This window comes from Streptomyces sp. NPDC002754 (assembly GCF_053592315.1).
In genome coordinates this window covers 23,997-49,387 of the sequence record NZ_JBSFVM010000039.1, presented here as the reverse complement: position 1 = coordinate 49,387, position 25,391 = coordinate 23,997, and the positions used below count along the sequence as shown (strand labels likewise).

Sequence of the window (25,391 nt, the reverse complement as noted above, 5' to 3'; positions counted from 1 at the left end):
GGACCCCGCTGCTCAATCGCCGCAGGGGCTTGAAATGCCTGCTCAATCGTCGCAGGGGCTTGAAATACCAAGCCCCGCGGGGGCTTGAAAGGCGAAGCCCCGCAGGGGCTTGAAAGGTCTGCTCAATCGCCGCAGGAGCTTGATCGGCTCACCCGCCGCAGGGGCTTGATTGGGGGAGCATTCCTTGGAGCAACTCCCGGTAACCTTGGCGTAGTTGGGGCAAGGTCGGGGTGGTTGTGTGGAAGGAGCCTGCCACGCAGGAGAACATGATGCCTTCCGTCCATGCCACCAGGGACAGGGTGTGTCGTTCGGGGGAGGGTGAGCCCGCCGCTCGGAGCAGGTTGGTGAGGGGGGCGCGGAACTGGCGGCCCGTCTCGTCGAAGAAGGTGCGCAGCTCGGGCCTGCGGGTCGCCTCCAGGGCCAATTCGTAGCGGCAGACGAGCATCTGCGGGTGGCGGGTGAGGTAGCGGTGCAGGGCGAGTGCCATGCCGTCGACCAGGGAGGCGAGGTCGTCCGAGGGGGGCGGTAGTTCGTCGATCGAGAGTACTCGTCCCTCGTGCACGGCGAGCCGCCGCACCGCCGATTCCAGGAGGGCGAGGCGGGTGCGCGCGTGGTTGGAGGTCGAGCCCTGGGGCAGCCCCGCCGCCTCGTCGACCGCGCGGTGGGTCAGCCCGCGCATGCCGCGCTCCGCGAGCAGCGCCAGGGCGGCGTCGGCGATTCGGTCGGCGCGGGAGAGGGGGAGGTCCATGGCGGCAATCTACGGCCGCGTCGCCCTGCTCGGCGACGCCGCGCACGCCATGGCGCCGACCCTCGGCCAGGGTGGCAACCAGGCCATCGAGGACGCGGTCGTCCTCGCCCACCGTGCCGCGCCCGACGCCCCGCTCGATCTGTCCGACTACACGGCGGCGCGGCTGCCCCGTACGACGGCGATCGCGCGCAAGGCGATCACCGTCAGCCGGATCAACCTCACCGCGAACCGGCCCCTGATCGCCCTGCGCAACTCGGTGATCCGCGCCGTCGGCGCGCTCGGTCCGGGCTTCCTGCTGCGCGGCATGGACGGCATCGCGGACTGGTGCCCGCCCCGGCGGGAGCCCGGTGTCAGTGCGTCCCCGTATGCTGCCCGGACCCGGAAGGGCACCGGCACGGCAGCCCGGCCGTCGCGGGAACAGGACAGGAGCACACAGACGTGAAAGTCGGCGTCATCGGACTCGGAGACATCGCCAAGAAGGCGTACCTGCCGGTGCTCGGCGCGCAGCCCGCGCTCGAACTGCACCTGCAGACGCGGACGCCCGCGACGCTGACCGAGGTCGCGGACCAGCTCCGCGTGCCCGCGTCGCAGCGCCACGCCGACCTCGACGCGCTCCTCGCGCAGGGCCTCGACGCGGCGTTCGTGCACGCGCCGACCGTCGCCCACCCGGAGATCGTCACGCGGCTCCTGGAGGCGGGCGTCGCGACGTACGTCGACAAGCCGCTCGCCTACGAACTCGCCGAGTCCAAGCGGCTCGTACGGCTCGCCGAGGAGCGCTGTGTGAGCCTTGCCGTCGGCTTCAACCGCCGTTACGCGCCCGGGTACGCGCAGTGCGTCGAGCACCCGCGCGAGCTGATCCTGATGCAGAAGAACCGTGTCGGGCTCCCCGAGGAGCCGCGTGCGATGGTCCTCGACGACTTCATCCACGTCGTCGATACCCTGCGCTTCCTCGTGCCGGGGCCGGTCGACGATGTCACCGTGCGTGCCCGCGTCGAGGGCGGTCTGCTGGAGCATGTCGTCCTCCAGCTCGCGGGTGACGGTTTCACCGCGCTCGGCGTCATGAACCGGTTGAGCGGCTCCACCGAGGAGATCCTCGAGGTGTCGGGGCAGGATTCCAAGCGGCAGGTGTTGAACCTCTCTGATGTGGTCGATCACAAGGGGCAGCCCACGGTGCGGCGGCGTGGGGACTGGGTGCCGGTCGCTCGCCAGCGGGGGATCGAGCAGGCCGTGCTCGGGTTCCTTGACGCGGTGCGGGCGGGCAAGGTGCTGAGCGCGCGGGACGCGCTCGCCACGCATGAGTTGTGTGAGCAGGTCGTGCGTGAGGTGTCGCGGCGGGTGTGATTCAGCGGGGCTCGAGCGCATCGTCCAGGCGGCGACGGCGTTGCGGACTCGGGGCTCCGCCCCGGACCCCGCTGCTCAATCGCCGCAGGGGCTTGATTGGCTCACCCGCCGTAGGGGGTTGATCGGCTCACCCGCCGGAGGGGCTTGAGAGACAGGCGCCGTGTGGCTTCGGTTGCCGCGAGCAGTGTCAGCACCGTGACCGCCCCGTGTACCGGCCAGGCGCCGAAGCGGACGTACAGCGTCGTGCCCTGTGCGGTTGGTATGTCGTAGACGTGGGCCGTGTTTGCCGAGGTGGCGAGCCAGGCGCCGGCGCGGGTCCCGTCCGGGCCGTATACCGCGGAGACTCCGGTCAGGGTCGCGTGCACCATCGGGCGGCCCGTTTCCGCGGCGCGGACCGCGGCGAGCGAGGCGTGTTGTTCGGGGGCCCAACTGTGCTGGAACGTCGACGTCGAGGACTGCGCGAGCAGTACCTGCGCCCCGTCCCGCGTCAGCTGTCGCGTCATGTCGGGGAACGCCGACTCGAAGCAGACCAGCGGCCCGACGCGCAGCGTTCGCTCACCGTGGCGCACGTCCATCACGACCTGCCGCGTGCCCCGCATCCGGTCCTCGCCCGCCGCCTTGCCGACCGAGGTGGCCCAGCCGAGGAGCTCGCGCGCGGGCACGTACTCGCCGAAGGGGACGAGCCGCATTTTGTCGTAGTGGTCGCCGGTGAGGCCGTTCCTGCCGACGAGTACGGAAGTTTTGTATATGCCTTGGCCGGAGCCGTCGGCGGCTCGGCGTCGTGCGTCGACGTTGACGAGGATCTCCGCGTCCACCTCGCGGGAGAGCGCGGCGAGCCGGCGGGCGAGGTCGGGGCGGCGCGGCAGGTCGTAGCCGACGCTGCTCTCGCCCCACACCACGAGATCGACGTCCCGGTCCGTCAGTTGACGGGTCAGCCGCACCTCCCGGTCGAAGCGGGACTTGATGCTGCCGAGGCCGTCGACCACGCCCGGCTGCACCACCGCGACCCGGGCCCGCCCGTCCGTCTCGGGGCGCGGCGCCCACACCCACGCGACCCCGGTGACCGTGACCGTCGCGACAAGCCCCGCCACCGCCGGAGCGCGGGCGCCGCGCGCGACGAGGAGGAGCGTCACGCCGGTGTTCACGGCCACCACGAGCAGGCTGAGCAGCCAGACGCCGCCCACCGACGCGAGCCGCAGCGCGGGCGGCACCTGCCACTGGCTGGAGCCGAGCAGACCCCACGGGCCGCCCAACCCCTCCCAGGAGCGGACCAGTTCGACCATCAGCCATCCCGAAGGGATGGCGAGGAGCGCGATCGCCGACTGCCCCGGCGTCGGCCGGCCGTGCAGAAGGCGGCGCAGCAGCCAGCCCCACGGCGCCCACAGCGCGCCGAGCAGCGCCGCGAGGACGAGCGTGAACACATGCAGGCTCGGCAGCAGCCAGTGATGCACCGCGAGCATGAACCCGAGCCCGCCGAGCCAGCCGTCCAGCGCCGCCCGGCGCGGCGTGCAGGACGAGCGAGCGAGCAGCATCCACGGGACGAGCGCGACGTACGCGAACCACCACAGGGAGGGCGCCGGGAACGCGAGCGCGGGCAGGGCGCCCGCGCCGGCCGCCGCGGCGCCGCGCCACCACCGTGACGTGTCGAGCCGCTGCCGCCACCCCTCCATGCGCCGCGCCTCCCGCCTCGTACTGGTACGGCCATCGCCTCGCGCCTACAGTGTGCGCGCCGACGACGATCAACGACAGTGGGCGCCGGGCAGGGGGCGGCGGCGGGTCAACTGCCCGCGGCGGCCCGCTCGGGAACGCGGCGCCACTTCTCGTAGACCGTCACCCGGCGCAGCCGCCAACCGACGGACGTACGCACGAGGTCGAAGGCGTACCGGCCGCCGCAGATGAAGTCGGGGGCCGTCGAGTCGCCGTCGCCCGCGAAGCGCATCGGGTTGAAGTAGTCGGCCCGGACGCGGCCCGTGTCGCCGATGTCGCGGTCGACGGTGTCGAAGCGGACCCGGCGGTTCACGATCAGGTGCTGGCGCATCGGGAACAGCTCCATCGTCGTCGACAGCCACTGCGCGATCTCCGCGGCGCTGCCCTCCACCCCGCCCGCCTCCCGGTAGTCGGCACGGCCCTCCGGTTCGAACAGGCCGCGGTACGCCGGCCAGTCGCCGTCGTCCACGGCCGCGGCGTAGTCCGTCACCAACTCGTCGACGGCGAGGCGGTCGAGGACGGTCGCGAGTTCCACACGCTGCGTCATCGGCTCAGTCTCGGGCCCGGGGCGCACGGAACCAAGAGGCGTGCGCCGCCGGGTCGAAAACTCCTGGGGCGTGCGCCGCGTGCGCTGTTACCGTCGCGCCATGCCTGCTGACCCGAACACGCAACTCCCGGCCGGGGCGCCAGGCCCCGTCACGGCGGACGACGTCGTCCAGGCCGTCGAGCTCGCGGTCTCCGCACTGCGCACCGCGCCCGAAGCCGACTGGAACGCCCCGGCGGGCCCGCTCGCGTGGACGTGCTGGGAGACCGGCGAGCACCTCGCCGACGACCTCTTCTTCTACGCCGCGCAGATCGGCTCGCTGCGCCCCCTGGCGGACGACTACGTGCGCTGGGGCGGCGGCCGGCGCCGGCCCGAAGGGCCGGAGAACACCCTTACCGTCGATCTCGAAGCGGGCCCGTGCGCCATGCTCGGCGCCCTGGAGGCGGGCGGCGGCATCCTCGCGGCGGTGGTGCGCTCGACCCCGGCGACCGCCCGTGGGTTCCACGTCTTCGGCGCCTCCGACCCCGAGGGCTTCGCCGCGATGGGCGTCGTCGAGACGCTGGTGCACGCGCACGACCTGGCGCTCGGACTCGGCATCGCGTTCGAGCCGCCGGCCGACCTGTGCGCGCGCACGCTGCACCGCCTCTTCCCCGACGTCCCCGCTGACACCGAGCCCTGGGCGACGCTGCTGTGGGCCACGGGCCGGGGCGACCTGGAGGGCATGGAGCGGCGCGGGAAGTGGCGTTGGTACGGTGCCCCCGACGCGGCATGATCTTCGTCCGCGTGGCCACATCCCGGCCTGCCTGGTCAGGGGGCCCGTACTTCTGACCAGGAGGCTCCCTTGAACCGCCCCATCACGCTCGTCACCGGCGGCAGCCGGGGCATCGGTGCCGCCACGTCCGTGCGACTCGCGCGGGAAGGCCACGACGTCGCGCTGTCCTACGTGAGCGACAAGGACGCCGCCGAGCACACCGCCGAGGCCGTGCGCGAGGCAGGCGCCCGCTGTGTCGTCGTGCGGGCCGACACCTCGCAAGAGGCGGACGTGGAGCGGATGTTCGACGAGGCGGGTGCGCACCTCGGGCCGCTCACCGGCCTGGTGAACAACGCGGGCGTCACCGCGCCGGTCGGCCCCTTCGCCGAGGCGCGCACCGAGGACTTCCGCCGCGTCCTCGACGTCAACGTCCTCGGCGTCCTGCTGTGCTGCCGCCGCGCCGCGCGCGACATGACGGAGGCGGGCGCGGGCGCCATCGTGAACGTGTCCTCCGGAGCCGCCACCCTCGGCAGCCCCGGCCAGTACGTGCACTACGCCGCGTCCAAGGCGGCCGTGGACACGATCACCCTCGGCCTCGCCCAGGAACTCGGCCCGGTGGGGGTGCGGGTCAACGGCGTCGCGCCCGGCATCATCGACACCGAGATCCACGCCACCAGCGGGATGCCCGACATCGCGCGCGAGGCGGCTCCCGGTATCCCGCTGCGGCGCCCGGGGACGGCCGAGGAGATCGCGGGGGCGATCGCCTGGCTGCTGTCACCGGACGCGTCGTACGCGACGGGGACCGTGGTACGGGTGGCAGGGGGCCGCTGAGCGGGCCGGGGTGTGGAGGCGGTTCAGGCCGCTTCCACGATCTCCGCGCGCACCGCTTCGGCCCACTCCGTGACCAGCAGCGCGTACTCGGCGCGCTGCTCTCCGGTGAGCCGGCCACCGGTGCGCAGCCACAATCCGCGGATCTGCTCGTTGACTTCCGAGGCAGACCGCACAGGACCAGAATTGACGGACGGCATGTGCCAAAGGCTACGTGCGGGCCGCCCGGTTGGGAACCCTGAGCGAGCGTTACTGAGCACCAAGTGACCAATGCTGTAAAGGAGTCGGTGGAGCTCCTGGTCGCGCGTCCCTCGTCACGTGTGCCGGGTCACGCGTCCACCGGCGTCGGCAGCGCCGTCGTGGCGAGCAGCGTCAGGCGGTCCGCGTCCGCGGTGCCGGGCTCGGCCGTGTAGAGCATGACGCGCAGATCGTCGCCCGCCACCGTGAGAATGTCGCAGTCCAGCGTCAGCGGGCCGATCTCCGGGTGGTCGACCGTCTTGCGTGCGGCGGCGTGCCGGCCGACCGCGCCCGAGTCCCACAGTTCGGCGAAGCGCGGGCTGCGTGTGCGGAGTTCGTCGACGAGCGTGTGCAGGCGCGGGTCCAGCGGGTAGCGGCTCGCGGTCGTACGCAGGTCCGACACCACGGCCGTCTCCATGGCCTGCCGCTCATCGGAGGTCAGGCGGACCCGGCTCGTCGGCCCGAGGAACGTCCACCACACCGCGTTGCGCCCGAAGCCGCCCCACTCAGGGCGCTCGCCGAGCAGCGCCGTGTACAACGGGTTCGCGAGCAGCAGCGTCCACGCCGCGTCGAACACGGCGGCCGGTGTCCCGGACAGCCGGTCCAGGAGCCGCCGCACGCTGGGGGTGAGCCGGCCCGGCACCGTCTCGAGCCCCGGCGGCGCGAGGCCCGCGAGGCGGAAGAGGTGCTCACGCTCGGTGTCCGTCAGCCGCAGCGCGCGGGCCAGCGCCTCCACGACCTGGTCGGAGGGGTGGGTGGCGCGGCCCTGTTCGAGCCGGGTGACGTAGTCCGCCGAGATCCCCGCGAGCAGCGCCAGCTCCTCGCGGCGCAGTCCCGCGGCCCGCCGCGGCCCCACGGCGGCGATCCCCGCGGCCTCCGGCGGGACCCGGTCCCGCCAGCGCCGTACCGTGTCACCGAAAGCGCCGAGCTCCGCATGTGCCATGCCACCACTGTGCCGCGTCCGGCCCGGATCTTCCTGGTATCGCCGGTCCCAGGAAGACGGGACGGCTGGTCGCGGGGCCGCCACCGGCGCAGCCTGGACGCATGACCACCACACTGATCACCGGCGCCAACAAGGGCCTCGGCCGCGAAACCGCCCGCCGTCTCGTCGAGGCCGGCCACACCGTCTACGTCGGCGCCCGCGACCCCGAGCGCGGGCGCCGCACGGCGGAGGAGCTCGGCGCACTGCACGTCGTCATCGACATCACCGACGATGTCTCCGTCGCGGCCGCCGCGAAGACGGTCGAGGCCGAGGGCGGCCTCGACGTACTGATCAACAACGCCGGCATCGAGGGCCGCACCGACGGCAACGGCATCGTGCTCCCGGCCGACGAGACCGTCGACACCCTGCGCCCGCTGTTCGAGACGAACGTCTTCGGCACCGTCCGTGTCACCCACGCGTTCCTGCCGCTGCTGCGCCGCTCCGCCGCCCCCGTCGTCGTCAACGTCAGCAGCGGCCTCGCCTCGCTGGCCGGTGCCACCGACGCGGGGAACCCGGCGGCCGGTTACCCCGGCCTCGCCTACCCGGCCTCCAAGACCGCCGTGAACATGCTGACCGTGCAGTACGCGAAGGCCTTCCCGGAGATCCGGATCAACGCCGTTGAGCCCGGCTTCACCAGGACCGACCTGAACGGCAACACGGGCGTCCAGAGCGTCGAGCAGGGCGCCGAGATCATCGTGCGGATGGCGCGGGTCGGGGTCGACGGGCCGACGGGTACGTACGTCTCCGCGGAGGGGCCCCTGCCCTGGTGAACCCGTGTACCCCTATGGCCGGAGCGTGATCTTTCCGTGGGTGTGCCGTCGCTCCAACTCGCGGAAAGCGTCCTGTACTTGCTCCAGCGGGTAGGTGCGGGCGATCGGCACCTCGAGTTCGTCGCGCGCGGCCAGCCGGGCCAGTTCGCCGAGGACGACCGCGCTCGCCGCCGCGCCCTCCCCGTAGGTCCGGGCGCCGACCCGGCCCGCGACCGCCCAGTCGCGGATCGTGTTGATGCGTTCGGGCCGCACCCCCAACTCCACGGCGAGCTCGACGTATCCGGTGCCGTACGTGTCGATGAACGCGTCGACGCCCCGGCCGCCCGCGGCCTCCCGGATCCGCTCCCGCACCCCGTCCCCGTACGCGACCGGGACCACGCCCTTCTCCTTCAGCCAGCCGTGGTTCGACTCGCTCGCGAGGCCGATGACGGTGACGCCGTGCCGCCGCGCGAGCTGGACGGCGATCGACCCGACGCCGCCCGCCGCGCCGGACACCGCGACCGTGTCGCCGGGGCGCAGGTCCACGGCCCATACGCAGGCGTACGCGGTGGCCCCGGCGACGGACAGGGATCCGGCCACGTCCCAGGAGAGCCCGGCCGGCCGGTGCACGAGGTGCACGTCGTCGACGACGACGTACTCGGCGTGGCTGGCCCGCCGGTGCGTGAACCCGACGACCTCGTCACCGACCCCGAAGTCCCGTACGTGCGAGCCGACTTCGACGACGACCCCCGCCAGATCGCTGCCCTGCCCGGACGGGAACGTGGCGGGCCAGCGCTCGTGCAGGAACCCCGTCCGAATGCTCACCTCACCGGGCTGGATCCCGGCCGCCCGCACCTCGACCAGCACCTGGTCGGCGGCCGGTACGGGCCGCGGCACGTCCTCGACCCGGAGCACATCGATCCCGCCGTACTCGTGAAACCGCACCGCTCGCATCCCGCGTCCACCCGTCCGAATCGGCCCAACTGTGATGTGGGGCACAACACTTGGGGCGCTCGGTCTCTTCCCGGGGTCTGTTTCTTACCGGGACCAGCTCAGCTTCTTACCGGGACCCGCTCAGCCCGCCGACTCCGCCGCGTGCGGGCTCAGCACGCCCATGCTCACCAGCACGAACAGGGCGATGCCCAGCGCGATCCGGTAGTACACGAACGGCATGAAGCTGCGCGTCGAGATGAACCGCATCAGCCAGGCGATCACCGCGTAGCCGACGCCGAAGGCGATCAGGGTCGCGAAGACCGTCGGCCCCCAGGAGACATGGCCGCCCTCGCTCGCGTCCTTCAACTCGAAGACGCCGGAGGCCAGGACCGCCGGGATCGCCAGGAGGAAGGAGTAGCGGGCCGCGGACTCGCGGGTGTAGCCGAGGAACAGGCCGCCGCTGATGGTGGCGCCCGAGCGGGAGACGCCCGGGACGAGGGCGAGTGCCTGGCACAGGCCGTAGATCAGGCCGTCCTTGACCGAGAGGTCCTTCAGTTCCTTGCGGGTGTGGGCCACGCGGTGTCGGCCGCCCGTCTCGTCGCGGGCCGCGAGCCGGTCGGCGATGCCGAGGACGACGCCCATGACGATCAGCGTCGTCGCGGTGAGCCGCAGATCGCGGAACGGGCCCTCGATCTGGTCCTTGAGCGTCACGCCGAGCACCCCGATCGGGATCGAGCCGACGATCACCAGCCAGCCCATTTGCGCGTCGTGGTCGCCCCGACTCGCCTTGTCGGTGAGGGACTTGAACCATGCCGAGACGATCCGCGCGATGTCCTTGCGGAAGTAGATGACGACCGCGGTCTCGGTACCGAGCTGGGTGATCGCCGTGAAGGCGGCGCCGGGATCGTGCCAGCCCGCGAACGCGGCCGTGAGACGCAGATGGGCGCTCGACGAGACCGGCAGGAACTCCGTGAGCCCCTGGACGAGCCCGAGGATGAATGATTCGAACCAGGACATGAGGTGGGTACGCGATCCAGGTGCTCGACGGAACCGGCCGCGAACGCGGGCCGGGCGGGGCGGCGCGAACTCCCGTCACATCGGGCCCGGGGGGTCGCGTCGGGCAGAGTAGCGTTCGAAAGTGACGGGAGCGCCACAACGGAGTGAGCAGAGCCTTTACAGGCCCGGCCGCCCGGCCCGAAGGAGCGTGTCCCCCGGCGGCGTACGAACGTAGAGCACCGAGCGGCCCGCCCTGCGCCGCTGTACGAGGCCGGCTTCGTGCAGCACCTTCAGGTGGCGGCCCACCGAGCCGAGGCCCTGGCCGGTGAGGGCCACCAACTGGCTGGTCGTCAGGGGCTGTTCGAGGAGGACGAGGACCTGGGCGCGGGCCGTGCCGAGCAGCGCCGCGAGTCCGCCGGGCGGGGTCGACCTGTCCGCATCCGCGAGGGCGCCCGCGCAGGGGTAGATCACGGCGTACCGGTCGACCGTGGGATCCGGTTCCGGCCATGACACCCAGCCCTGCTTCGGGGTGACCGGGACGAACAGGAGTTGGGTGCCGGCGATGTTCCGTGGCGGGTGGTCGTGGGCGTTGATGCGGAGTCGGCCCTCACCGAGCCAGCCCATCGTGGGGCGCATCCCGCCGAAGGCCGCCGCCCAGCCACCACGCGTCAACTCCCTTGTCCGGGCGAGGAGATCGGCCTCGATGATCCGGCGGCGGCGCGGCCACTCCGGCAGAACCGTCTCCCGCCACACCCATGCGAGCAGGTCCGCGGCGCGCTCCGCGAGGTCGTCGGCGTGGGCGAGTGGGTCGGGCAGCGGGCCCGGTGAGGAGACCGCGAGGTCGGCGCGGACGGCCGCCGGCGGCGTGGCGCGGATCCGCGCGAGGCCGTCCGCCAGATCGTCCTCGTGGACGCCGTCCGGCGTGGGCGTCATGAAGTCGGCGATCCAGCGCGCCCCGAACGCGGCGTCCAGCAGCAGCGCGGTCGTCGGCTCGGCGGCGAGCCGTGTGCGGTAGGCGGGCAGGTGGGTGTCCAGCCAGCGCCGCTCGCCGGGGTGCGCGGCGACGGGAGCCGCCAGCTTCCTGAGGCTCGCGGTCACCTCGGCGAGCCGCGACACGACGAACCTACTCCCCGCGAGGGTGTCGGCATCCACCTGCCAGATCCCCATGACTCCGCCCCTCGTCTCCAGTTGTCTCCGCAGGCTTCGCGAGTCCCTGTGTCGCGAGTCCCTGTGTCGAGAGTCCCTGTGTCGCGAGTCCCCGTTTCGGGAGTCCCTGTTTCGGGAGTGCTGGTTTCGCTGGTGCGCGAAAGATTAACGCCCGGCTCGCCGCGCCCCGCAGCCTCCCCGCATGGACACCTACCGGGATCTGTTCCGTGCGCCCGAATACCCCGCCCTCTTCGCCACCGTCTCGCTTCAGGTCGCCGGGCAGACGGTCAGTGGGCTGGCCCTCGGGTCGCTCGTCTATGCCTCGACCGGGTCGCCGCTGCTGTCCGCGCTCGCCATGTTCGGGCCCTCGTTGGCCCAGGTCATGGGCGCGCTCACGCTGCTGTCCGCCGCGGACCGGGTGCCGCCGCGCGCCGCCCTCGTCGGGCTCGCGCTGTTCCTCGGACTCGCCACGGCGGCGCAGGCGGCGCCCGGTCTACCGACGGCGGCGGCCCTCGCGCTCGTCCTCGTCCAGGGCGTGCCTTCGGCGCTCGGCGGCGGCGTCCGCTACGGCCTGCTCACCGACATCCTCGCCCGCGACGGTTACCTGCTCGGCCGGTCGGTGCTCAACATGAGCGCCGGTGTCTGCCAGATCCTCGGGTACGCGCTGGGCGGGCTGCTCGTCGCCGTGCTGTCGGCGCGCGGCACGCTCCTCGTCGCCGCCGGGCTCTACGTGCTCGCCGCGGTCGTCGCGCGGTGCGGGCTGTCCCGGCGTCCGGCGCGCGCCGCCGGGCGTCCGTCCCTGCGGGAGACCATGCGCGGCAACACCGCCCTGTGGTCCTCCGTCCCGCGCCGCTACGTCTATCTCGCGCTGTGGGTGCCCAACGGGCTGATCGTCGGCTGCGAGGCCCTGTTCGTCCCGTACGACACCGGGCACGCGGGCGTGCTGCTCGCGAGCGCCGCCCTGGGCATGCTCGCCGGGGACATCCTCACCGGCCGCTTCCTGCCGCCCCGATGGCGGGCCAGGCTCGCCGCACCGCTGCGACTGCTGCTCGCCGCCCCGTACCTGGTGTTCGCCCTGCGCCCCGCCCTGCCGTTCGCCGCGGCAGCGGTCGCCCTCGCCTCCGTCGGATTCTCGGCGAGCCTGCTGCTGCAGGAGCGGCTGGTGGCGCTGACCCCGGAGCACCTGAGTGGACACGCCCTCGGGCTGCACACCGCGGGCATGCTGACCATGCAGGGAGTGGGCGCGGTGCTCGCGGGCGCGCTGGCCCAGGCGACCTCTCCCGCGACCGCGATGACCGTGCTCGCCGTGGCCTCCGTCGCGGTGACGCTGCGCCTCGGCAGGGGGCTCAAGGGGGAGCCGGTCAGTCCGACTTCTGCTTCCCCAGGTGGTGACGCTTGCACCACGCCACGACCGCGCCCGCGCACCCCGTGACGACGATGAAGCCCATAGCGATCAGGAAGATGGGCGACGTCGGCGTCGAGGCGCGGGCGCCCGCCACCACGTACGCCGCCGTGTTCGGGATCGAGCCGAGCGCCGTGGCGAGCAGGAACGGCACGATGCTCATCTTGGAGATCGACGCGCAGTAGTTCGCCGCCCAGAACGGGACGCCGGGGAAGAGCCGCGCCGCCAGCATCGACCGGAAGGCGTGCTCGCTGAGCTGCCCGTCCGCCGCCTTCAGCCAGCGCCCGCGCACCAGCGGCCGCAGTGCGTCCTGGCCGAGCAGCCGGCCGAGCAGGAAGGCGAGCCCGGCGCCGAGCACCGTCCCGCCGATCGCGCCGAGCAGCCCCAGCTGGGAGCCGAACAGGGCGCCCGCCGCCAGGTTGAGCAGCGGTCTCGGAACGAACGCGACCGTGCACACCCCGTACGCCACCGCGAACAGGACGACCGCCGCCGCCCCGTTCACCTGCGGCGGCCAGCCCTGCGTGATCAGCTGCTGCGGCTCGAAGAGCAGCACGCACGTCGCGCCCGCGGCCAGCAGCAGCACCAGCAGCGAAAGCCGCGACCAGGGCGACAGCACGGCCTGGCCCAGGCGGGCGGCGAGCCCGGCGGGACGGGCGGGGACGGTCTCGAACATCCGGGGAGACTAACCGAACCCCACATAAGATCGCCGTAGGTTGTGTCTCACTTTCTCGACTCTTGCCCCAGTTGCGAGGAGCGTCACGTGATCGTCAACGCGCCGCCGCCGAGCGTTCTCGCGGACACCCTCCTCGCCCGGCTTCCGGAGGTGTACGGGGCCGCCGCCGATCCCGAGCGGGCGGCGCAGATGCGCGCGTACATGAAGGATGTGGCCCCCTTCCTCGGCCTCACGTCCCCCGTGCGCCGGGAGCTGACCAAGGCCGCGCTCGACGGGACGCCGCGCCCCGACGAGAGCGACCTCACCGCCGTCGCACTGCGCTCCTGGGCCCTGCCCGAGCGCGAGTACGCCTACTTCGCGATCGACTACCTGCGCCGCCACGTGCGACACCTCACGTCCGGCTTCCTGCCTGTCACACGCGAACTGGTCACGACCGTGCCGTGGTGGGACACGGTCGATCACCTGGCGGCGCACATCGTCGGCGGCCTCGTCGCGGCCGACCCGAAGCTGCGCGCCGACATGGACGCCTGGATCGAGGACGAGAACCTCTGGGTGGCGAGGACCGCGCTCCTGCACCAGCTCCGCCACAAGGACGCCACCGACACCGGCCGGCTCTTCGCGTATTGCCTTCGGCAGTCCGGACACCCCGACTTCTTCATCCGCAAGGCGATCGGCTGGGCGCTGCGCGAATACGCCAAGACCGACCCCGACGCCGTACGGTCCTTCGTCGCCGCCCACCGGGACGTCCTGGCGCCGCTCTCGGTGCGCGAGGCACTGAAGAACGTAGGCGGATAACTCCCGCTCGGGGCACGGAAAACCATTCGACCCGCGACGTCCGGTCGGCGATGATCTGTCTCATGTTCCGGCACGCCACCCTCGCAGCTACGTCCGCAGTCGCGGACGCAGCTCTGGCTGCCGTTCTCCTGGCTGCCGCCGCAGCAGACGGCGCGCGAAGCTGACCCTCTCCGGATATTCCGGCGGACCCCGCAGGGGGAGGGTCGGTCCGGTTCAGGGGTCCCCGCCTCCCGCTTGGAGGCCAGTGCTTTTCTGAAGTTCCCGAAGGGACCTCATCGCCATGCCCAAGACGGCATACGTGCGCACCAAGCCGCACCTCAACATCGGCACCATGGGACACGTCGACCACGGCAAGACCACCCTCACCGCCGCCATCACCAAGGTCCTCGCCGAGCGCGGGGCGGGCACGTTCGTACCGTTCGACCGGATCGACAAGGCGCCCGAGGAGGCGCAGCGCGGCATCACCATCAACATCGCGCACGTCGAGTACGAGACCGACACCCGGCACTACGCGCACGTGGATATGCCGGGCCATGCCGATTACGTCAAGAACATGGTCACGGGCGCCGCCCAGCTCGACGGGGCGATCCTCGTCGTCTCGGCGCTCGACGGGATCATGCCGCAGACCGCCGAGCACGTGCTGCTCGCCCGGCAGGTGGGCGTCGACCACATCGTCGTAGCGATCAACAAGGCGGACGCGGGAGACGAGGAGCTCACCGACCTGGTCGAGCTCGAAGTGCGCGAGCTGCTGTCCACGCACGGGTACGGCGGCGACTCCGTGCCCGTCGTACGGGTCTCCGGGCTCAAGGCCCTTGAGGGGGACCCGCGTTGGACGGCGTCGATCGAGGCGCTGCTCGACGCGGTGGACACGTACGTTCCGATGCCGGAGCGGTACGTGGACGCGGCGTTCCTGCTGTCCGTCGAGAACGTGATGACCATCAGCGGGCGCGGCACGGTGGTGACCGGCGCGGTCGAGCGCGGCCGCGTGCGGGTCGGTGACCGGGTGCGGGTCTACGGGGCCGGTGACGTCGAGACCGTCGTCACCGGCGTCGAGACCTTCGGCAAGCCGATGGAGGAGGCGCAGGCGGGGGACAACGTGGCGCTGCTGCTCCGTGGTGTGCCGCGGGACGCGGTGCGGCGCGGGCACGTCGTCGCCGAGCCCGGCACGGTCGAGCCCGCGCGGCGCTTCACCGCGCAGGTGTACGTGTTGTCGGCGGCGGAGGGTGGCCGCTCGACGCCTGTCGTCACCGGGTATCGGCCGCAGTTCTACCTGCGTACGGCGGACGTCGTCGGGGATGTCGACCTCGGGGAGGCGGCGATTGCTCGGCCCGGTGAGACCGTCGCCATGACGGTGGAGCTGGGGCGGGACGTGCCGCTGGAGGCCGGGCTCGGGTTCGCGATCCGTGAGGGTGGGCGGACCGTGGGGGCGGGGACGGTTTCAGCGGTGCTGTGAGAGTGAGCGGGGGCCGGGGTCGGGCCGAAAAGGCCGGGGCTCTGCCCCGGACCCCGCTGCTCAAACGCCGCAGGGGCTTAAATAGGGGCGTGAACGCACCCGAGCCGATACCCGTCACCCGCGACGTCGACCACGGCACCGCCAAGCTGCTGCCCGACGTCGACCGGGCGCGGGCCTGGTTGCTCACGGTGGACGGCTCGCCCCAGTCGTACGTCGACCTGGACGAGCCCGCCCACCTGGAGTTCGAGTACGCGCGCCGGCTCGGCCACGTCCTCGACTGCCTCGGCGACGAGAGCGCGCCGCTCGACGTCCTGCACCTGGGCGGCGGCGCGCTGACCCTGCCTCGGTACGTCGCCGCCACCCGGCCCGGCTCGCGGCAGGACGTCGTCGAAGCGGACCGGGGGCTGCTCGAGATGGTCGCCGAACATCTGCCGGTGCCGGACGGCGCGGGCATCGTGGTGCACGGCGGCGACGCGCGGACCTGGCTGGAGGCGGCTCCCGAGGCGTGCGTGGACGTGCTCGTGGGGGACGTGTTCGGCGGCTCACGGGTGCCCGCGCACCTGACGACACTGGCCTACGCGCGTGAGGCGGCGCGCGTGCTGCGGCCCGGCGGGACGTACGCGGCCAATCTCGCGGACGGCGCGCCCTTCTCGTTCCTGCGGTCCCAACTGGCCACTTTCGCGGCCGTGTTCCCGCATGTCGCGCTCATCGCCGAGCCGGCGGTGCTGCGGGGGCGGCGGTTCGGCAACGCCGTGCTGCTCGCCTCGCGCGAAGAGCTGGAGGTGGCGGAGCTGGCTCGGCGCACCGCCCGCGACGCGTTCCCCGCGCGGGTGGAGCACGGCGCCGCGCTGCGCCGCTTCGTCGGCGCCACGAAACCGGTCGCCGACGCGGACGCGGTGCCGTCGCCGGAGCCACCGGGCGGCTCGTTCAGCGTGGGGTGACCGGGTCCGCCGCGGGGCTCCCGGAGGCCTTGGGCCCCGTCGTCCCGCGCCGCTTCAGGTGCCGTACGTCCGGCACGAACAGCACCGCGGACGTCGCCACGACGACGAGTGCCGCGCACCCCCACAGCGAGGCCGTCCGTCCGAAGGCCGACTCCGCGGGTCCTGCGAGCGCGGTGGCCAGCGGCACCATCGCGACCGAGCCGAACCAGTCGTAGGCCGAGACGCGGGAGAGTTTCTCCTCGGGGATCTCCTGGTGCAGCGCGGTGATCCAGGAGACGCCGAAGATCTCGATGGTGACGCCGCTGACGAACATCACGGCGACCAGCCAGCCGAGCGGTACGGGCACCGCGAGCGCCGCCGACGGCAGGGCGAGCGAGAAGACGGAGAGCGTCGCCGCGAACAGCAGCCGCTGCGGCTTCCACCGCATCATCAGCAGTCCGCCGAGGATCGTGCCCACGCCGAACGCGCCGAGCGCGATGCCCCAGGGCCCGGCCCCGCCCAGTTCGTCGCGCGCCACCAGCGGCCCGAACACCGCCTCGGCCGCGCCCACCACCGCGACCACGACCGCGAACTGGGCGACGATCGTCCACAGCCACGGCCGGCCGATGACCTCGCGCCACCCGTCCCGCATATCGGCGAGCAGTCCGCTGCCCGGCTCCCGCGGCGGTATGTCGCGCACCTGGAGGAACATCCGCAGCCCGCCCGCGACCAGGAACGCCACCGCGTCCACGGCGAGCACCCAGCCGGGCCCGAGCGCCGCGACCATCGCCCCGCCGAGCGCGGCGCCGCCCACCCCCGCCCCGGACATCCCCATCCGGAACAGCGCGAAGGCGCGGCTTGCCTGCTCCCCGGAGACGGAGGCCATCAGCATGCCCTCGGCCGCCGGGTTGAAGAACGCCTGCCCCGTCCCGCCGAGCGCGCTGAGCGCCATCATCTGCCACAGCTTCGGATCGCCCTGGAGGACGAGCAGCGCGAAGGCGCCCTGGGAGAGGAAGTTGAGAGCGTTCGCCGCGACCATCACGTGGTGCCGCGGCAGCCGGTCGGCGACCGCGCCGCCGACGAGCAGGAAGACCACGAGGAACAGCGTGCGGGACGCGGCCACCAGGCCCACGTCGCCACCGTCGCCGCCCGCGTCGAGCACGGCGAACGCCGAGGCGATCAGCGCGCCGTGCGCCCCCAGAGTCGTGACGACCGCCGAGACGGAGAGCAGCGTGTAGTTCCGTCCGGCCCACGCGGGGCGCAGGCGTCGAGGCTTCGGGTCGGGGGCGGCGGCAGAGGTCACGGAGGGACTATCGCCGCCATGCCACTGAATCGACAAACCGCTTCCCCGGGCATCGGGCGATTGGTCGGCAGATGCCTGATATATCCCAGTTGCTCGCACGCACTCGGAGGGATGGTCAAGCTTGCTACCGACGGGTAACATTCGGGCATGACCGCAGATCAGATGTCCATCGGCGAGATGCTCGCCGCCACGGTGCCGATGGCCCGCACCCTGAACCTCGAGTTCCACGAGACCACGCCGGAGAAGGCGGTCGTCTCGCTGCCCGACCAGGCCGACTACCACAACCACGTCGGCGGACCGCACGCCGGAGCGATGTTCACGCTCGGCGAGTCCGCGAGCGGCGCCATCGTCCTCGCCGCCTTCGGCGACCAGCTCTCGCGCGCGGTGCCGCTCGCCGTGAGTGCCGACATCGCGTACAAGAAGCTGGCGATGGGCCCGGTCACCGCCACCGCGACGCTCGGCCGTCCGGTCGCCGACGTCGTCGCCGAACTCGACGCGGGCGAGCGCCCCGAGTTCCCGGTGAGCATCGCGATCACACGTGAGGACGGCGCCGTGACCGGCGAGATGACGGTTCTCTGGACGCTGCGCCCCAACAGCTGAACGCCGCGCCCCACCACCTGAGGCCCTCCAGTGTGCGCGGGATCACACTCCCCACGGACGTTCATCGCGTGCAGCACTGCACCTTGTGGGACGCGGCGGCGTCATAGGGAGCAGGTAGGCTGCCCGGCGTGCGCGTACCGGAGGGGAGCGCGCGCCGGGCACAGGGCAACTTTGGTGGGTACGGGAGGCGACGTCGATGCACGTCCAGGCATGGCTCGACACGATTCCGGCGGTCGCCGTCTATGCCCTGGTGGCCGGGGTGATCGGCGTCGAGAGCCTCGGCATCCCGCTGCCCGGCGAGATCGTGCTCGTCTCCGCGGCCCTGCTCTCCTCGCAGCACGGCGATGTCAACCCGTTCATCCTCGGGGCCTGCGCCAGCGCGGGCGCCGTCGTCGGTGACTCCATCGGGTACGCGATCGGCCGCAAGGGCGGGCGCCCGCTGCTCGCCAAAATGGGCCGCAAGTTCCCCAAGCACTTCGGCCCCGGACATGTCGGCACCGCCGAGCGGTCCTTCGAGAAGTGGGGCATGTGGGCCGTCTTCTTCGGCCGCTTCATCGCCCTGCTCCGCATCTTCGCCGGACCGCTCGCGGGCGTCCTGCACATGCCGTACTGGAAGTTCCTCATCGCGAACGTCCTGGGCGGCGTCGTCTGGGCCGGCGGCACGACGGCCGTCATCTACTACGTCGGCGTGGTCGCGGAGGACTGGCTCAAGAGGTTCTCCTACGTGGGCCTCGGCGTGGCCGTCCTGATCGGCCTGGGCTCCATGCTCTTCGTGAAGCGCCGTGCAGCGAAGATGGTGGCGGACCACGAGGCGAAGGAAACGGCGACCGAGCCGCAATCCGCTTGATTCAAGCCCCTGCGGCGGTGGCGACGCCGGGTCTTTTCAAGCCCCGCCGTCGGACGAGAGCCAGCGGGGTCCGGGGCAGAGCCCCGCGACCGCAACCCCGCCGCAGGTCAGCGCTACTGGTGCGCCGCCCGATGCACCTTCGCCAGCTCCACATAATGCGTCCCGTTCAGCGTCACCATCTCCCGCTCCTCCGCGGAAAGCTCCCTCCGCACCTTCGCGGGAACACCGGCGACCAGTGATCCGGGCGGAACCACCATCCCCTGCGGCACCAACGCCTGCGCCGCGACCAGCGAACCCGCCCCGATCACCGCGCCGTTGAGCACGGTCGCCCCCATCCCGATCAGGACGTCGTCCTCGATCGTGCAGCCGTGCAGCACCGCGTTGTGGCCGACGGAGACCCGCTCGCCGATCGTCGCCGGGAACCCGAGGTCCACGTGCACCGTGCAGTTGTCCTGGATGTTGCTGTCGGCGCCGAGCGTGATCGGCTCGAACTCGGCCCGCAGCACCGCCCCGTACCAGAGGCTCGCGCCCGCGCTCAGCGTGACGTCGCCGACCACCACGGACGTCGGGGCGGTGAACGCCTCCGGGTCCACCTTCGGTTCCTTGTCGCCGATGCCGGTGACGAGTGCCTCGTGGGACATGAGGTCTGTGCTCCCTACGTGTCGTACGTGTCGTGCGGTGTGTGTCCTGCATACGTCGCGCCAAGGGAAAGGTACCTGTGGGGTGAAGATCACAGGTCGGCGAGGTGGGGGCGGACGATACGCGTGGGTAACGTGACGCCGTGCCGAAACAGCGGAACGACAAGGGTGGGCCGGGACACCGGCTCGTACAGGCCGGATGGCGCTGGGTGCAGCGCAAGGGCGCGGTCACCGCACGGCAGTCCGGCGGGCACCGGTTCGGCGCGATCGGGCACGGCACGAAGCTCGCGTTCCCCCAGGGCACGGTGTTCGGCGAGCCGTGGATCCGGCTGGGCGCGCACTGCATCATCGGGGAGCAAGTGACCCTGACCGCGGGCCTGATGCCGGATCTGGACCTCGGCCAGGACCCGATCCTGACCCTCGGCGACGGCGTCGTGATCGGCCGCGGCAGCCATGTCATCGCCGATACGACGGTGCGGATCGGCAGCGACGTCTACATGGGCCCGTACGTCTACATCACCTCCACCAACCACTCGTACGACGATCCGCACGAGCCCATCGGCAAGCAGTGGCCCCGGATGGAACCGGTCGAGATCGGCCCCGGCTGCTGGATCGGCACCGGCGCCGTGATCCTGCCGGGCGCCCGCCTCGGCCGGAACGTGGTGGTCGCGGCCGGGGCCGTGGTGCGCGGCGACGTACCCGACCACGCCGTGGTCGCGGGCGCGCCCGCACGCGTCGTACGGAGTTGGGACGCGGAGTCCGGCTGGCAGCCGCCGCTCAGGACCCCGGCGCCGCGGGCGATCCCCGAAGGGGTCACGCCGGACCAACTGCTCGCTCTGTCCGAACTGACGGACGAAGCCTGGGACACTGACCACCGGACCAGATAGATGTAGCGAGCAATCAGGGAAGCCGTGGACACGAGCGAGACGAGCGACGACAGCAGGGCCGCCGAGGAGAAGACGGCGGCGGAGGCCACGCCACGCGGCTGGCGCCGATGGGCCATGGACACCCGGCCCCTGCGCATCCCCGCCTACCGCCGCCTGTGGTCGTCGACCATCGTCACGGCCGTCGGCAGCCAGCTCACGGCGGTCGCCGTGCCCAAGCAGATCTTCGACATCACCGGGTCCTCGGCCTGGGTCGGTGCCGCGAGCATGGCGGGGCTCGTGCCGCTCGTGGTGTTCGCGCTGTGGGGCGGGGCGATCGCCGACCACATGGACCGGCGCAAGCTGCTCCTTGTCACCAACAGCGGCATCGCGGTGACCTCGGTCCTCTTCTGGCTGCAGGCGATATCCGGGCTGAACTCGGTGGCCGTGCTGATGGTGCTGCTCGCGATGCAGCAGGCGTTCTGGGGCCTCAACGCACCGGCCCGCAACGCGTCCATCGCGCGGCTCGTGCCCGAGAGCCAACTGGCCGCGGCCAACGCGCTCGGCTCGACGGTCATGCAGACCGGCCAGGTCGTCGGCCCGCTCCTCGCCGGTGTGCTCATCCCGGTGATCGGGCTGCCGGAGCTGTACCTGATCGACGCCGTCGCGCTGTGCGTCACCGTGTGGGCGGTGTACCGGCTGCCGTCCCTGCCGCCGCTCGTCGCGTCGGTGAAGAAGCGGGCGGGCGTGCGCGAGATCGTCGACGGCTTCCGGTACATGTCCACGCACAAGGTGCTGCTGCTGTCCTTCCTCGCGGACATCATCGCGATGGTGTTCGGCATGCCGCGTGCCCTGTTCCCGCAGCTCGCCGCGGAGACGTACGCGCCGTACGGGGAGGGGCTCGCGCTGGGGCTGCTGTTCGCGGCGATCCCCATCGGCGCGGTGCTCGGGGGCCTCTTCTCCGGCACGTTCTCGCGGGCGAAGCGGCACGGGTGGATGGTGATCGGGGCGATCGTCGCGTGGGGCCTCGCCATCGCCGGGTTCGGGCTGAGCGGGAGCCTGTGGTGGGCGGTCGTCTTCCTCGCCGTGGCCGGAATCGCCGACATGGTGTCCATGGTGTTCCGCGGGGCGATCCTGCTCTCCGCCGCGACGGACGAGATGCGGGGCCGTATGCAGGGCGTGTTCACGGTCGTCGTCGCGGGCGGCCCCCGGCTTGCGGACGTTCTCCACGGCTCGGGCGGCTCCGCCTTCGGCGCGCAGCCGGCGGTCGCCGGGGGCGGCCTCCTGGTGGTCCTGGCGATGCTCCTCCTGGCCTTCACCGTCCCGGCGCTCCGCCGCTACCGCGTCTGACCGGGGCGGGTGGCGTGGCCGGGGCGGGTGCCGTGGTCGACGCCCGAGGCAATGGTTCCGCGGCACCGGCCCAAAGACCGGGGCTCCGCCCCGCACCCCGCTGCTCAATCGCCGCAGGGGCTTGATTTGCTCGCCCGCCGCACGGGCTTGAATTGATTCGCCCGGCGCGGGGCTTGAGCTATCAAGCCCTGCCGACGCCACTGCACTGAACACTGTCGTCTAAAATATTGGTCCAAAGGTTCCCCAGGCTGCTGGGCCCCGACTCTGGACGGAACGTGGCGGATCTCGATCTCCTGAATCAGGCGCTCGCGCGCAACGTCAAGCACTGGCGGTCCGAGCGCGGCTTCACGCTCGACGCGCTCGCCGCCCGCGCGGGCGTCAGCCGCGGCATGCTCATCCAGATCGAGCAGGCTCGCACGAACCCCAGCATCGGCACCGTCGTCAAGATCGGCGACGCGCTCGGCGTCAGCATCACCACGCTGCTCGACTACGAACAGGGCCCCGACGTCCGCATCGTGACGGAGGATCAGGCCGTGCGCCTGTGGCACACGGAGGCCGGCAGCTACAACCGGCTGCTCGCCGGAACCGAGTCCGAGGGCCCGCTGGAGATGTGGGACTGGCACCTCGTGCCCGGTGACGGCAGCGACTCCGACCCGCACCCGCAGGGAACGGTCGAACTGGTCCATGTCACGGCGGGTGAACTGACCCTCGTCGTGGACGGGGCCGCGCATGTAGTGCCCGAGGGTGCGAGCGTCTCGTTCGAGGCGAGCAGCCCGCACTCCTACCGAAACGACGGGACCGGGGACGTGGAGATGATCATGGCTGTGTCGGTGCCTTTCGTACGTTGAGACACCCGGCGGCCGGGCGCGCGGCGGCTGTTAGCGTGCCGCCATGCGCGCACCCATCGGCACCTTCGACCACGTACTCGCCGCCCCCGAGGCCCTCGACCTGCTCACCCGGCCCGTCGCCGACGCCGTCCGGAACTGGCGCGGCACCGTGCCCGCGCAGGACCTGATCCACGTCGACACCGACCCCGAGTGGGCCGACACGGCGACGTTTGTCGAGCACTACGGCCCCGACCTGCTCGCCACGTCCGCGAACTGCGTCGTCGTCGCGGGCAAGCGCGGTGGCGAGACCACCCTCGCGGCCTGCGTCGTGCTGTCCGCGACGAAGGTCGACGTCAATGGGGCGGTGCGGCGCCAACTCGGCGCCCGCAAGGCCTCGTTCGCCCCGATGGGCCGCGCCACCGGTGAGACCGGCATGGAGTACGGCGGCATCACCCCGATCGGCCTGCCCGCCGACTGGCCGGTCCTCGTGGACGCCGCCGTCGTCGACCTCCCGCACGTCCTCATCGGCAGCGGCACCCGCCGCGGCAAGCTGATCGTGCCGGGCAAGGCGCTGTCCGAGCTGCCGGGCGCGGTCGTGGTGGAGGGGCTCGGCGTCACTGTCTGACGTGCCTGCCGGAGGTCACCCCCGCCGTGCCGCCCCTGTGCTCTCCCGCACCACCAGCCGCGTCGGCACCAGCGTCGTGCCGTGTTCCGTCTCGCTCTCGCGTACCTGGCGCAGCGCGCTCTCCACACAGCGCCGGCCGACCTCGGCGAAGTCCTGGTGGACCGTGGTGAGCGGGGGCTGGTACGAGCCCGAGTCCGGGATGTCGTCGAAGCCGATGACCGAGACGTCCTCGGGGACCTTGCGGCCGCGTTCCTCCAGGGCCCGCAGCAGGCCGAGCGCCATCTGGTCGTTCGCCGCGAACACCGCGGTGCAGTCGGCCTGTTCGGCGAGGCGCAGGCCCGCACGGTAGCCGGACTCGGCCGACCAGTCGCCCCGTGCCAGCGGCGGGACGGCGCGGCCCGCGGCCTCAAGTGCCGCACGCCAGGCGTCCGTTCGGCGCTGGGCGGCGTACGACTCGGAGGGCCCCGCCAGGTGCCAGACCGTGCGGTGGCCGAGGTCGAGGAGGTGGCGCACCGCGTCGCGGGTGCCGCCCGCCTGGTCCGTGTCCACCACCGCGTAACGGTCGCCGGCGTCCGAGTCCGCGACCACGACCTTGACGTGCGGCGGCAGCGACAGGCGCGCCGAGTCGAGCAGGTGGACCTCCATGATGACGATGACGGCGTCCACCGCCAGCTCACCGAGGCGGGAGAACGCGCCGCGCACCTCGTCCTGCGTGGGCACCGCGACCGGCAGCAGCGTGACCGCGTAACCCTCCTGCGCGGCCGAGGTGGCGATCGCCTCCAGCGTGCGCATGTTGCCCGTCGTGGACAGCGTGAACGTGATGACGCCGATGGTGCGGAAGTCGCCCCGCTTCAGCGCCCGCGCCGCACTGTTGGGGCGGTAGCCGAGCTCCTTCATCGCGGCGCGGACCCGCTCGCGGGTCTCCTCGTTGACGCCGGGGAAGCCGTTCGAGACGCGGGAGACCGTCTGGGACGAGACACCCGCGACCCGGGCGACGTCGGCCATCGACGCGTTCTGTGTACGACCCCTGCCGCGCCGCGGGGCGTTCTCCTTGGTTGTCACCGTCTCCCTCACCGACTCTTGACCCTCGTCCTCGGTGCAGTGTAGACATGCCGCCACCGAATGTTTACGCAAACATAACAGCTGTCGAGCCCCTTGCGGCCAGGGATGTTTACGCAAACATCGGGGACCGTGACGCATGGACCATGACGCATGGACCAGTGAGGGGCGAGATGACCACGCTGCAACCGCCGGTCGCCTTGAGGCGGCGCCGCTCGTGGACGGGCTGGGGGTTCATCGGCCCCTTCGTGCTCGTCTTCGCACTGGTCTTCCTCGCGCCGCTCGCCTACTCCGTCTACCTGAGCCTGTTCCGTACGCAACTCATCGGCGGCACCACCTTCGTAGGCCTCGACAACTACCAACAGGCCCTCCAGGACGGCCAGTTCTGGGAGGGCGTCGCCCGCGTCGGCCTGTTCCTGCTGATCCAGGTGCCGGTCATGCTGGGCATCGCCCTGCTCGTCGCCCTCGCGATCGACAGCGGCCGCCTCTACGGCAAGGACTTCTTCCGGATCACCGTCTTCCTGCCCTACGCGGTCCCCGCCGTCGTCGCGACCCTCATGTGGGGCTTCATGTACGGCACCCGCTACGGACTGGTCGGCGACCTGGGCGACGCGTTCGGCACGAAGATGCCCGACCCGCTCTCCGCCGACCTGGTCCTCGCATCCCTCGGCAACATCGTGACCTGGGAGTTCGTCGGCTACAACATGCTGATCTTCTTCGCCGCGCTGCGCGTCGTACCGCACTCCCTGTACGAGGCGGCCGAGATCGACGGCGCCGGGCAGTGGCGCGTCATCACCGCCATCAAGCTCCCGGCGATCCGCGGCGCCCTCGTCATCGCCACGATCTTCTCGATCATCGGCAGCTTCCAGCTCTTCAACGAGCCCGCCATCCTCCAGAAGCTCGCGCCGAACGCCATCACCACCGACTACACGCCGAACTACTACACGTACTCGCTGTCCTTCGCGGGCCAGCAGCAGAACTACTCCGCGACGGTCGCCATCGTCATGGGCGTGATCACGATGATCGTCGCCTACGTGGTCCAGCTGCGCGGCATGCGCAAGGGAGCGTGAGCGC

Annotated in this window: 28 protein-coding genes; 16 read left to right on the top strand and 12 right to left on the bottom strand. The window is 71.9% G+C overall.

The features are described from left to right. Nucleotides 1-148 precede the first annotated feature (148 nt). Complete coding sequence (locus ACWD2L_RS37370) at nucleotides 149-748, bottom strand: TetR/AcrR family transcriptional regulator (RefSeq protein WP_351342811.1); 600 nt, start codon at nucleotides 746-748, stop codon at nucleotides 149-151. Here ACWD2L_RS37370 and ACWD2L_RS37365 point away from each other — a divergent pair. Together ACWD2L_RS37365 and ACWD2L_RS37360 are read left to right on the top strand one after the other, a co-directional pair. Next, nucleotides 747-1,190, top strand: coding sequence for an FAD-dependent monooxygenase (locus tag ACWD2L_RS37365; RefSeq protein ID WP_451193321.1), 444 nt, complete (start codon nucleotides 747-749; stop codon nucleotides 1,188-1,190). The two genes, ACWD2L_RS37370 and ACWD2L_RS37365, sit on opposite strands and share 2 nt — an antisense overlap. Then, entirely contained in the window at nucleotides 1,187-2,089 is a 903-nt protein-coding gene (locus ACWD2L_RS37360) for a Gfo/Idh/MocA family protein (protein ID WP_351342809.1), read from the top strand. The genes ACWD2L_RS37365 and ACWD2L_RS37360 overlap by 4 nt, the downstream gene beginning before the upstream one ends. A 101-nt stretch (nucleotides 2,090-2,190) precedes the next feature. Here the strand turns inward: ACWD2L_RS37360 and lnt are convergent, their stop codons facing one another. Together lnt and ACWD2L_RS37350 are read right to left on the bottom strand one after the other, a co-directional pair. Further along, nucleotides 2,191-3,759 (bottom strand): apolipoprotein N-acyltransferase, encoded by a 1,569-nt coding sequence (lnt, locus tag ACWD2L_RS37355; RefSeq protein WP_351342807.1) that lies wholly within the window; start codon nucleotides 3,757-3,759, stop codon nucleotides 2,191-2,193. A gap of 107 nt (nucleotides 3,760-3,866) precedes the next feature. Further along, the gene (locus tag ACWD2L_RS37350) at nucleotides 3,867-4,343 is read right to left on the bottom strand and encodes a nuclear transport factor 2 family protein (protein WP_351342805.1); all 477 of its coding nucleotides are present in this window, start codon (nucleotides 4,341-4,343) and stop codon (nucleotides 3,867-3,869) included. 100 nt (nucleotides 4,344-4,443) lie between these two features. On the opposite strand from ACWD2L_RS37350, the gene ACWD2L_RS37345 reads away from it, so the two are divergent. Beyond that, nucleotides 4,444-5,112 (top strand): hypothetical protein, encoded by a 669-nt coding sequence (locus tag ACWD2L_RS37345; RefSeq protein ID WP_351342803.1) that lies wholly within the window; start codon nucleotides 4,444-4,446, stop codon nucleotides 5,110-5,112. A gap of 69 nt (nucleotides 5,113-5,181) precedes the next feature. Further along, a complete protein-coding gene (locus ACWD2L_RS37340; protein WP_351342801.1) occupies nucleotides 5,182-5,922 on the top strand; it encodes an SDR family NAD(P)-dependent oxidoreductase in 741 nt (246 codons plus the stop codon). 23 nt (nucleotides 5,923-5,945) lie between these two features. Here ACWD2L_RS37340 and ACWD2L_RS37335 read toward each other — a convergent pair whose 3' ends face one another. Both ACWD2L_RS37335 and ACWD2L_RS37330 read right to left on the bottom strand, forming a co-directional pair. After that, nucleotides 5,946-6,119 (bottom strand): hypothetical protein, encoded by a 174-nt coding sequence (locus tag ACWD2L_RS37335; protein ID WP_351342799.1) that lies wholly within the window; start codon nucleotides 6,117-6,119, stop codon nucleotides 5,946-5,948. A 128-nt stretch (nucleotides 6,120-6,247) separates the two neighbouring features. Further along, the gene (locus tag ACWD2L_RS37330; RefSeq protein ID WP_351342798.1) at nucleotides 6,248-7,099 is read right to left on the bottom strand and encodes a helix-turn-helix transcriptional regulator; all 852 of its coding nucleotides are present in this window, start codon (nucleotides 7,097-7,099) and stop codon (nucleotides 6,248-6,250) included. A 101-nt stretch (nucleotides 7,100-7,200) separates the two neighbouring features. Between ACWD2L_RS37330 and ACWD2L_RS37325 the strand changes: the two genes are divergently transcribed. After that, a complete protein-coding gene (locus tag ACWD2L_RS37325) occupies nucleotides 7,201-7,908 on the top strand; it encodes an SDR family NAD(P)-dependent oxidoreductase (protein ID WP_351342796.1) in 708 nt (235 codons plus the stop codon). Nucleotides 7,909-7,920: 12 nt separating this feature from the next. Here ACWD2L_RS37325 and ACWD2L_RS37320 read toward each other — a convergent pair whose 3' ends face one another. The 3 genes from ACWD2L_RS37320 to ACWD2L_RS37310 all read right to left on the bottom strand — a co-directional run bounded on the left by ACWD2L_RS37320 (nucleotide 7,921) and on the right by ACWD2L_RS37310 (nucleotide 10,983). After that, nucleotides 7,921-8,841 carry an NADP-dependent oxidoreductase gene (locus ACWD2L_RS37320; protein WP_351342794.1) on the bottom strand — a complete coding sequence of 307 codons (921 nt, stop codon included), beginning with the start codon at nucleotides 8,839-8,841 and terminating at the stop codon, nucleotides 7,921-7,923. A 120-nt stretch (nucleotides 8,842-8,961) separates the two neighbouring features. Further along, nucleotides 8,962-9,837: an undecaprenyl-diphosphate phosphatase gene (locus tag ACWD2L_RS37315; RefSeq protein ID WP_351342792.1), complete on the bottom strand. Its 876-nt coding sequence runs from the start codon at nucleotides 9,835-9,837 to the stop codon at nucleotides 8,962-8,964. Between the two features lie 156 nt (nucleotides 9,838-9,993). Continuing rightward, nucleotides 9,994-10,983 carry an ArsR/SmtB family transcription factor gene (locus tag ACWD2L_RS37310; protein WP_351342790.1) on the bottom strand — a complete coding sequence of 330 codons (990 nt, stop codon included), beginning with the start codon at nucleotides 10,981-10,983 and terminating at the stop codon, nucleotides 9,994-9,996. A gap of 181 nt (nucleotides 10,984-11,164) precedes the next feature. Here ACWD2L_RS37310 and ACWD2L_RS37305 point away from each other — a divergent pair, with 181 nt between their 5' ends. Continuing rightward, nucleotides 11,165-12,394: an MFS transporter gene (locus ACWD2L_RS37305; protein ID WP_351342788.1), complete on the top strand. Its 1,230-nt coding sequence runs from the start codon at nucleotides 11,165-11,167 to the stop codon at nucleotides 12,392-12,394. Here the strand turns inward: ACWD2L_RS37305 and ACWD2L_RS37300 are convergent. Beyond that, on the bottom strand, nucleotides 12,324-13,037 hold the full coding sequence (locus tag ACWD2L_RS37300; protein WP_351342786.1) for a TVP38/TMEM64 family protein: 714 nt from the start codon (nucleotides 13,035-13,037) through the stop codon (nucleotides 12,324-12,326). The two genes, ACWD2L_RS37305 and ACWD2L_RS37300, sit on opposite strands and share 71 nt — an antisense overlap. A gap of 87 nt (nucleotides 13,038-13,124) precedes the next feature. On the opposite strand from ACWD2L_RS37300, the gene ACWD2L_RS37295 reads away from it, so the two are divergent. From ACWD2L_RS37295 to ACWD2L_RS37285, 3 genes are all read left to right on the top strand, one after another. Continuing rightward, nucleotides 13,125-13,832, top strand: coding sequence for a DNA alkylation repair protein (locus tag ACWD2L_RS37295; RefSeq protein WP_351342784.1), 708 nt, complete (start codon nucleotides 13,125-13,127; stop codon nucleotides 13,830-13,832). A gap of 280 nt (nucleotides 13,833-14,112) precedes the next feature. After that, on the top strand, nucleotides 14,113-15,285 hold the full coding sequence (gene tuf / locus ACWD2L_RS37290; RefSeq protein WP_351342782.1) for an elongation factor Tu: 1,173 nt from the start codon (nucleotides 14,113-14,115) through the stop codon (nucleotides 15,283-15,285). An 89-nt stretch (nucleotides 15,286-15,374) separates the two neighbouring features. Then, a complete protein-coding gene (locus ACWD2L_RS37285; RefSeq protein ID WP_351342372.1) occupies nucleotides 15,375-16,226 on the top strand; it encodes a spermidine synthase in 852 nt (283 codons plus the stop codon). On the opposite strand, the gene ACWD2L_RS37280 is transcribed toward ACWD2L_RS37285, so the two are convergent. Further along, nucleotides 16,213-17,508 (bottom strand): MFS transporter, encoded by a 1,296-nt coding sequence (locus ACWD2L_RS37280; RefSeq protein ID WP_351342374.1) that lies wholly within the window; start codon nucleotides 17,506-17,508, stop codon nucleotides 16,213-16,215. The genes ACWD2L_RS37285 and ACWD2L_RS37280 overlap by 14 nt on opposite strands. Before the next feature lie 147 nt (nucleotides 17,509-17,655). On the opposite strand from ACWD2L_RS37280, the gene ACWD2L_RS37275 reads away from it, so the two are divergent. After that, nucleotides 17,656-18,108: a DUF4442 domain-containing protein gene (locus tag ACWD2L_RS37275; RefSeq protein ID WP_351342376.1), complete on the top strand. Its 453-nt coding sequence runs from the start codon at nucleotides 17,656-17,658 to the stop codon at nucleotides 18,106-18,108. A 196-nt stretch (nucleotides 18,109-18,304) separates the two neighbouring features. After that, on the top strand, nucleotides 18,305-18,955 hold the full coding sequence (locus tag ACWD2L_RS37270) for a DedA family protein (RefSeq protein WP_351342378.1): 651 nt from the start codon (nucleotides 18,305-18,307) through the stop codon (nucleotides 18,953-18,955). 113 nt (nucleotides 18,956-19,068) lie between these two features. Here the strand turns inward: ACWD2L_RS37270 and ACWD2L_RS37265 are convergent, their stop codons facing one another. After that, nucleotides 19,069-19,596 carry a gamma carbonic anhydrase family protein gene (locus ACWD2L_RS37265; RefSeq protein WP_351342380.1) on the bottom strand — a complete coding sequence of 176 codons (528 nt, stop codon included), beginning with the start codon at nucleotides 19,594-19,596 and terminating at the stop codon, nucleotides 19,069-19,071. A 140-nt stretch (nucleotides 19,597-19,736) separates the two neighbouring features. Between ACWD2L_RS37265 and ACWD2L_RS37260 the strand changes: the two genes are divergently transcribed. The 4 genes from ACWD2L_RS37260 to ACWD2L_RS37245 all read left to right on the top strand — a co-directional run bounded on the left by ACWD2L_RS37260 (nucleotide 19,737) and on the right by ACWD2L_RS37245 (nucleotide 23,258). Continuing rightward, entirely contained in the window at nucleotides 19,737-20,480 is a 744-nt protein-coding gene (locus tag ACWD2L_RS37260) for an acyltransferase (protein WP_351342382.1), read from the top strand. Between the two features lie 24 nt (nucleotides 20,481-20,504). Further along, complete coding sequence (locus ACWD2L_RS37255; protein WP_351342383.1) at nucleotides 20,505-21,806, top strand: MFS transporter; 1,302 nt, start codon at nucleotides 20,505-20,507, stop codon at nucleotides 21,804-21,806. A 275-nt stretch (nucleotides 21,807-22,081) separates the two neighbouring features. Then, entirely contained in the window at nucleotides 22,082-22,654 is a 573-nt protein-coding gene (locus tag ACWD2L_RS37250; protein WP_351342385.1) for a helix-turn-helix domain-containing protein, read from the top strand. A 43-nt stretch (nucleotides 22,655-22,697) separates the two neighbouring features. Further along, nucleotides 22,698-23,258, top strand: a complete 561-nt coding sequence (locus tag ACWD2L_RS37245; RefSeq protein WP_351342387.1) for a YbaK/EbsC family protein — start codon at nucleotides 22,698-22,700, stop codon at nucleotides 23,256-23,258. 15 nt (nucleotides 23,259-23,273) lie between these two features. Here ACWD2L_RS37245 and ACWD2L_RS37240 read toward each other — a convergent pair whose 3' ends face one another. Beyond that, entirely contained in the window at nucleotides 23,274-24,263 is a 990-nt protein-coding gene (locus tag ACWD2L_RS37240; protein WP_351342389.1) for a LacI family DNA-binding transcriptional regulator, read from the bottom strand. Between the two features lie 227 nt (nucleotides 24,264-24,490). On the opposite strand from ACWD2L_RS37240, the gene ACWD2L_RS37235 reads away from it, so the two are divergent. Continuing rightward, on the top strand, nucleotides 24,491-25,387 hold the full coding sequence (locus ACWD2L_RS37235) for a carbohydrate ABC transporter permease (protein ID WP_351342391.1): 897 nt from the start codon (nucleotides 24,491-24,493) through the stop codon (nucleotides 25,385-25,387). The last annotated feature ends 4 nt before the right edge of the window (nucleotides 25,388-25,391 follow it).

Coding starts and splice junctions, on each gene's coding strand:
- ACWD2L_RS37245 (WP_351342387.1), top strand. CDS start 22,698: ATGCGCGCACCCATCGGCACCTTCGACCACGTACTCGCCGCCCCCGAG.
- ACWD2L_RS37335 (WP_351342799.1), bottom strand. CDS start 6,119: ATGCCGTCCGTCAATTCTGGTCCTGTGCGGTCTGCCTCGGAAGTCAAC.
- ACWD2L_RS37350 (WP_351342805.1), bottom strand. CDS start 4,343: ATGACGCAGCGTGTGGAACTCGCGACCGTCCTCGACCGCCTCGCCGTC.
- ACWD2L_RS37365 (WP_451193321.1), top strand. CDS start 747: ATGGCGGCAATCTACGGCCGCGTCGCCCTGCTCGGCGACGCCGCGCAC.
- ACWD2L_RS37315 (WP_351342792.1), bottom strand. CDS start 9,837: ATGTCCTGGTTCGAATCATTCATCCTCGGGCTCGTCCAGGGGCTCACG.
- tuf (WP_351342782.1), top strand. CDS start 14,113: ATGCCCAAGACGGCATACGTGCGCACCAAGCCGCACCTCAACATCGGC.
- ACWD2L_RS37270 (WP_351342378.1), top strand. CDS start 18,305: ATGCACGTCCAGGCATGGCTCGACACGATTCCGGCGGTCGCCGTCTAT.
- ACWD2L_RS37305 (WP_351342788.1), top strand. CDS start 11,165: ATGGACACCTACCGGGATCTGTTCCGTGCGCCCGAATACCCCGCCCTC.
- ACWD2L_RS37325 (WP_351342796.1), top strand. CDS start 7,201: ATGACCACCACACTGATCACCGGCGCCAACAAGGGCCTCGGCCGCGAA.
- lnt (WP_351342807.1), bottom strand. CDS start 3,759: ATGGAGGGGTGGCGGCAGCGGCTCGACACGTCACGGTGGTGGCGCGGC.
- ACWD2L_RS37310 (WP_351342790.1), bottom strand. CDS start 10,983: ATGGGGATCTGGCAGGTGGATGCCGACACCCTCGCGGGGAGTAGGTTC.
- ACWD2L_RS37330 (WP_351342798.1), bottom strand. CDS start 7,099: ATGGCACATGCGGAGCTCGGCGCTTTCGGTGACACGGTACGGCGCTGG.
- ACWD2L_RS37240 (WP_351342389.1), bottom strand. CDS start 24,263: ATGGCCGACGTCGCCCGGGTCGCGGGTGTCTCGTCCCAGACGGTCTCC.
- ACWD2L_RS37235 (WP_351342391.1), top strand. CDS start 24,491: ATGACCACGCTGCAACCGCCGGTCGCCTTGAGGCGGCGCCGCTCGTGG.
- ACWD2L_RS37370 (WP_351342811.1), bottom strand. CDS start 748: ATGGACCTCCCCCTCTCCCGCGCCGACCGAATCGCCGACGCCGCCCTG.
- ACWD2L_RS37345 (WP_351342803.1), top strand. CDS start 4,444: ATGCCTGCTGACCCGAACACGCAACTCCCGGCCGGGGCGCCAGGCCCC.
- ACWD2L_RS37300 (WP_351342786.1), bottom strand. CDS start 13,037: ATGTTCGAGACCGTCCCCGCCCGTCCCGCCGGGCTCGCCGCCCGCCTG.
- ACWD2L_RS37275 (WP_351342376.1), top strand. CDS start 17,656: ATGACCGCAGATCAGATGTCCATCGGCGAGATGCTCGCCGCCACGGTG.
- ACWD2L_RS37320 (WP_351342794.1), bottom strand. CDS start 8,841: ATGCGAGCGGTGCGGTTTCACGAGTACGGCGGGATCGATGTGCTCCGG.
- ACWD2L_RS37265 (WP_351342380.1), bottom strand. CDS start 19,596: ATGTCCCACGAGGCACTCGTCACCGGCATCGGCGACAAGGAACCGAAG.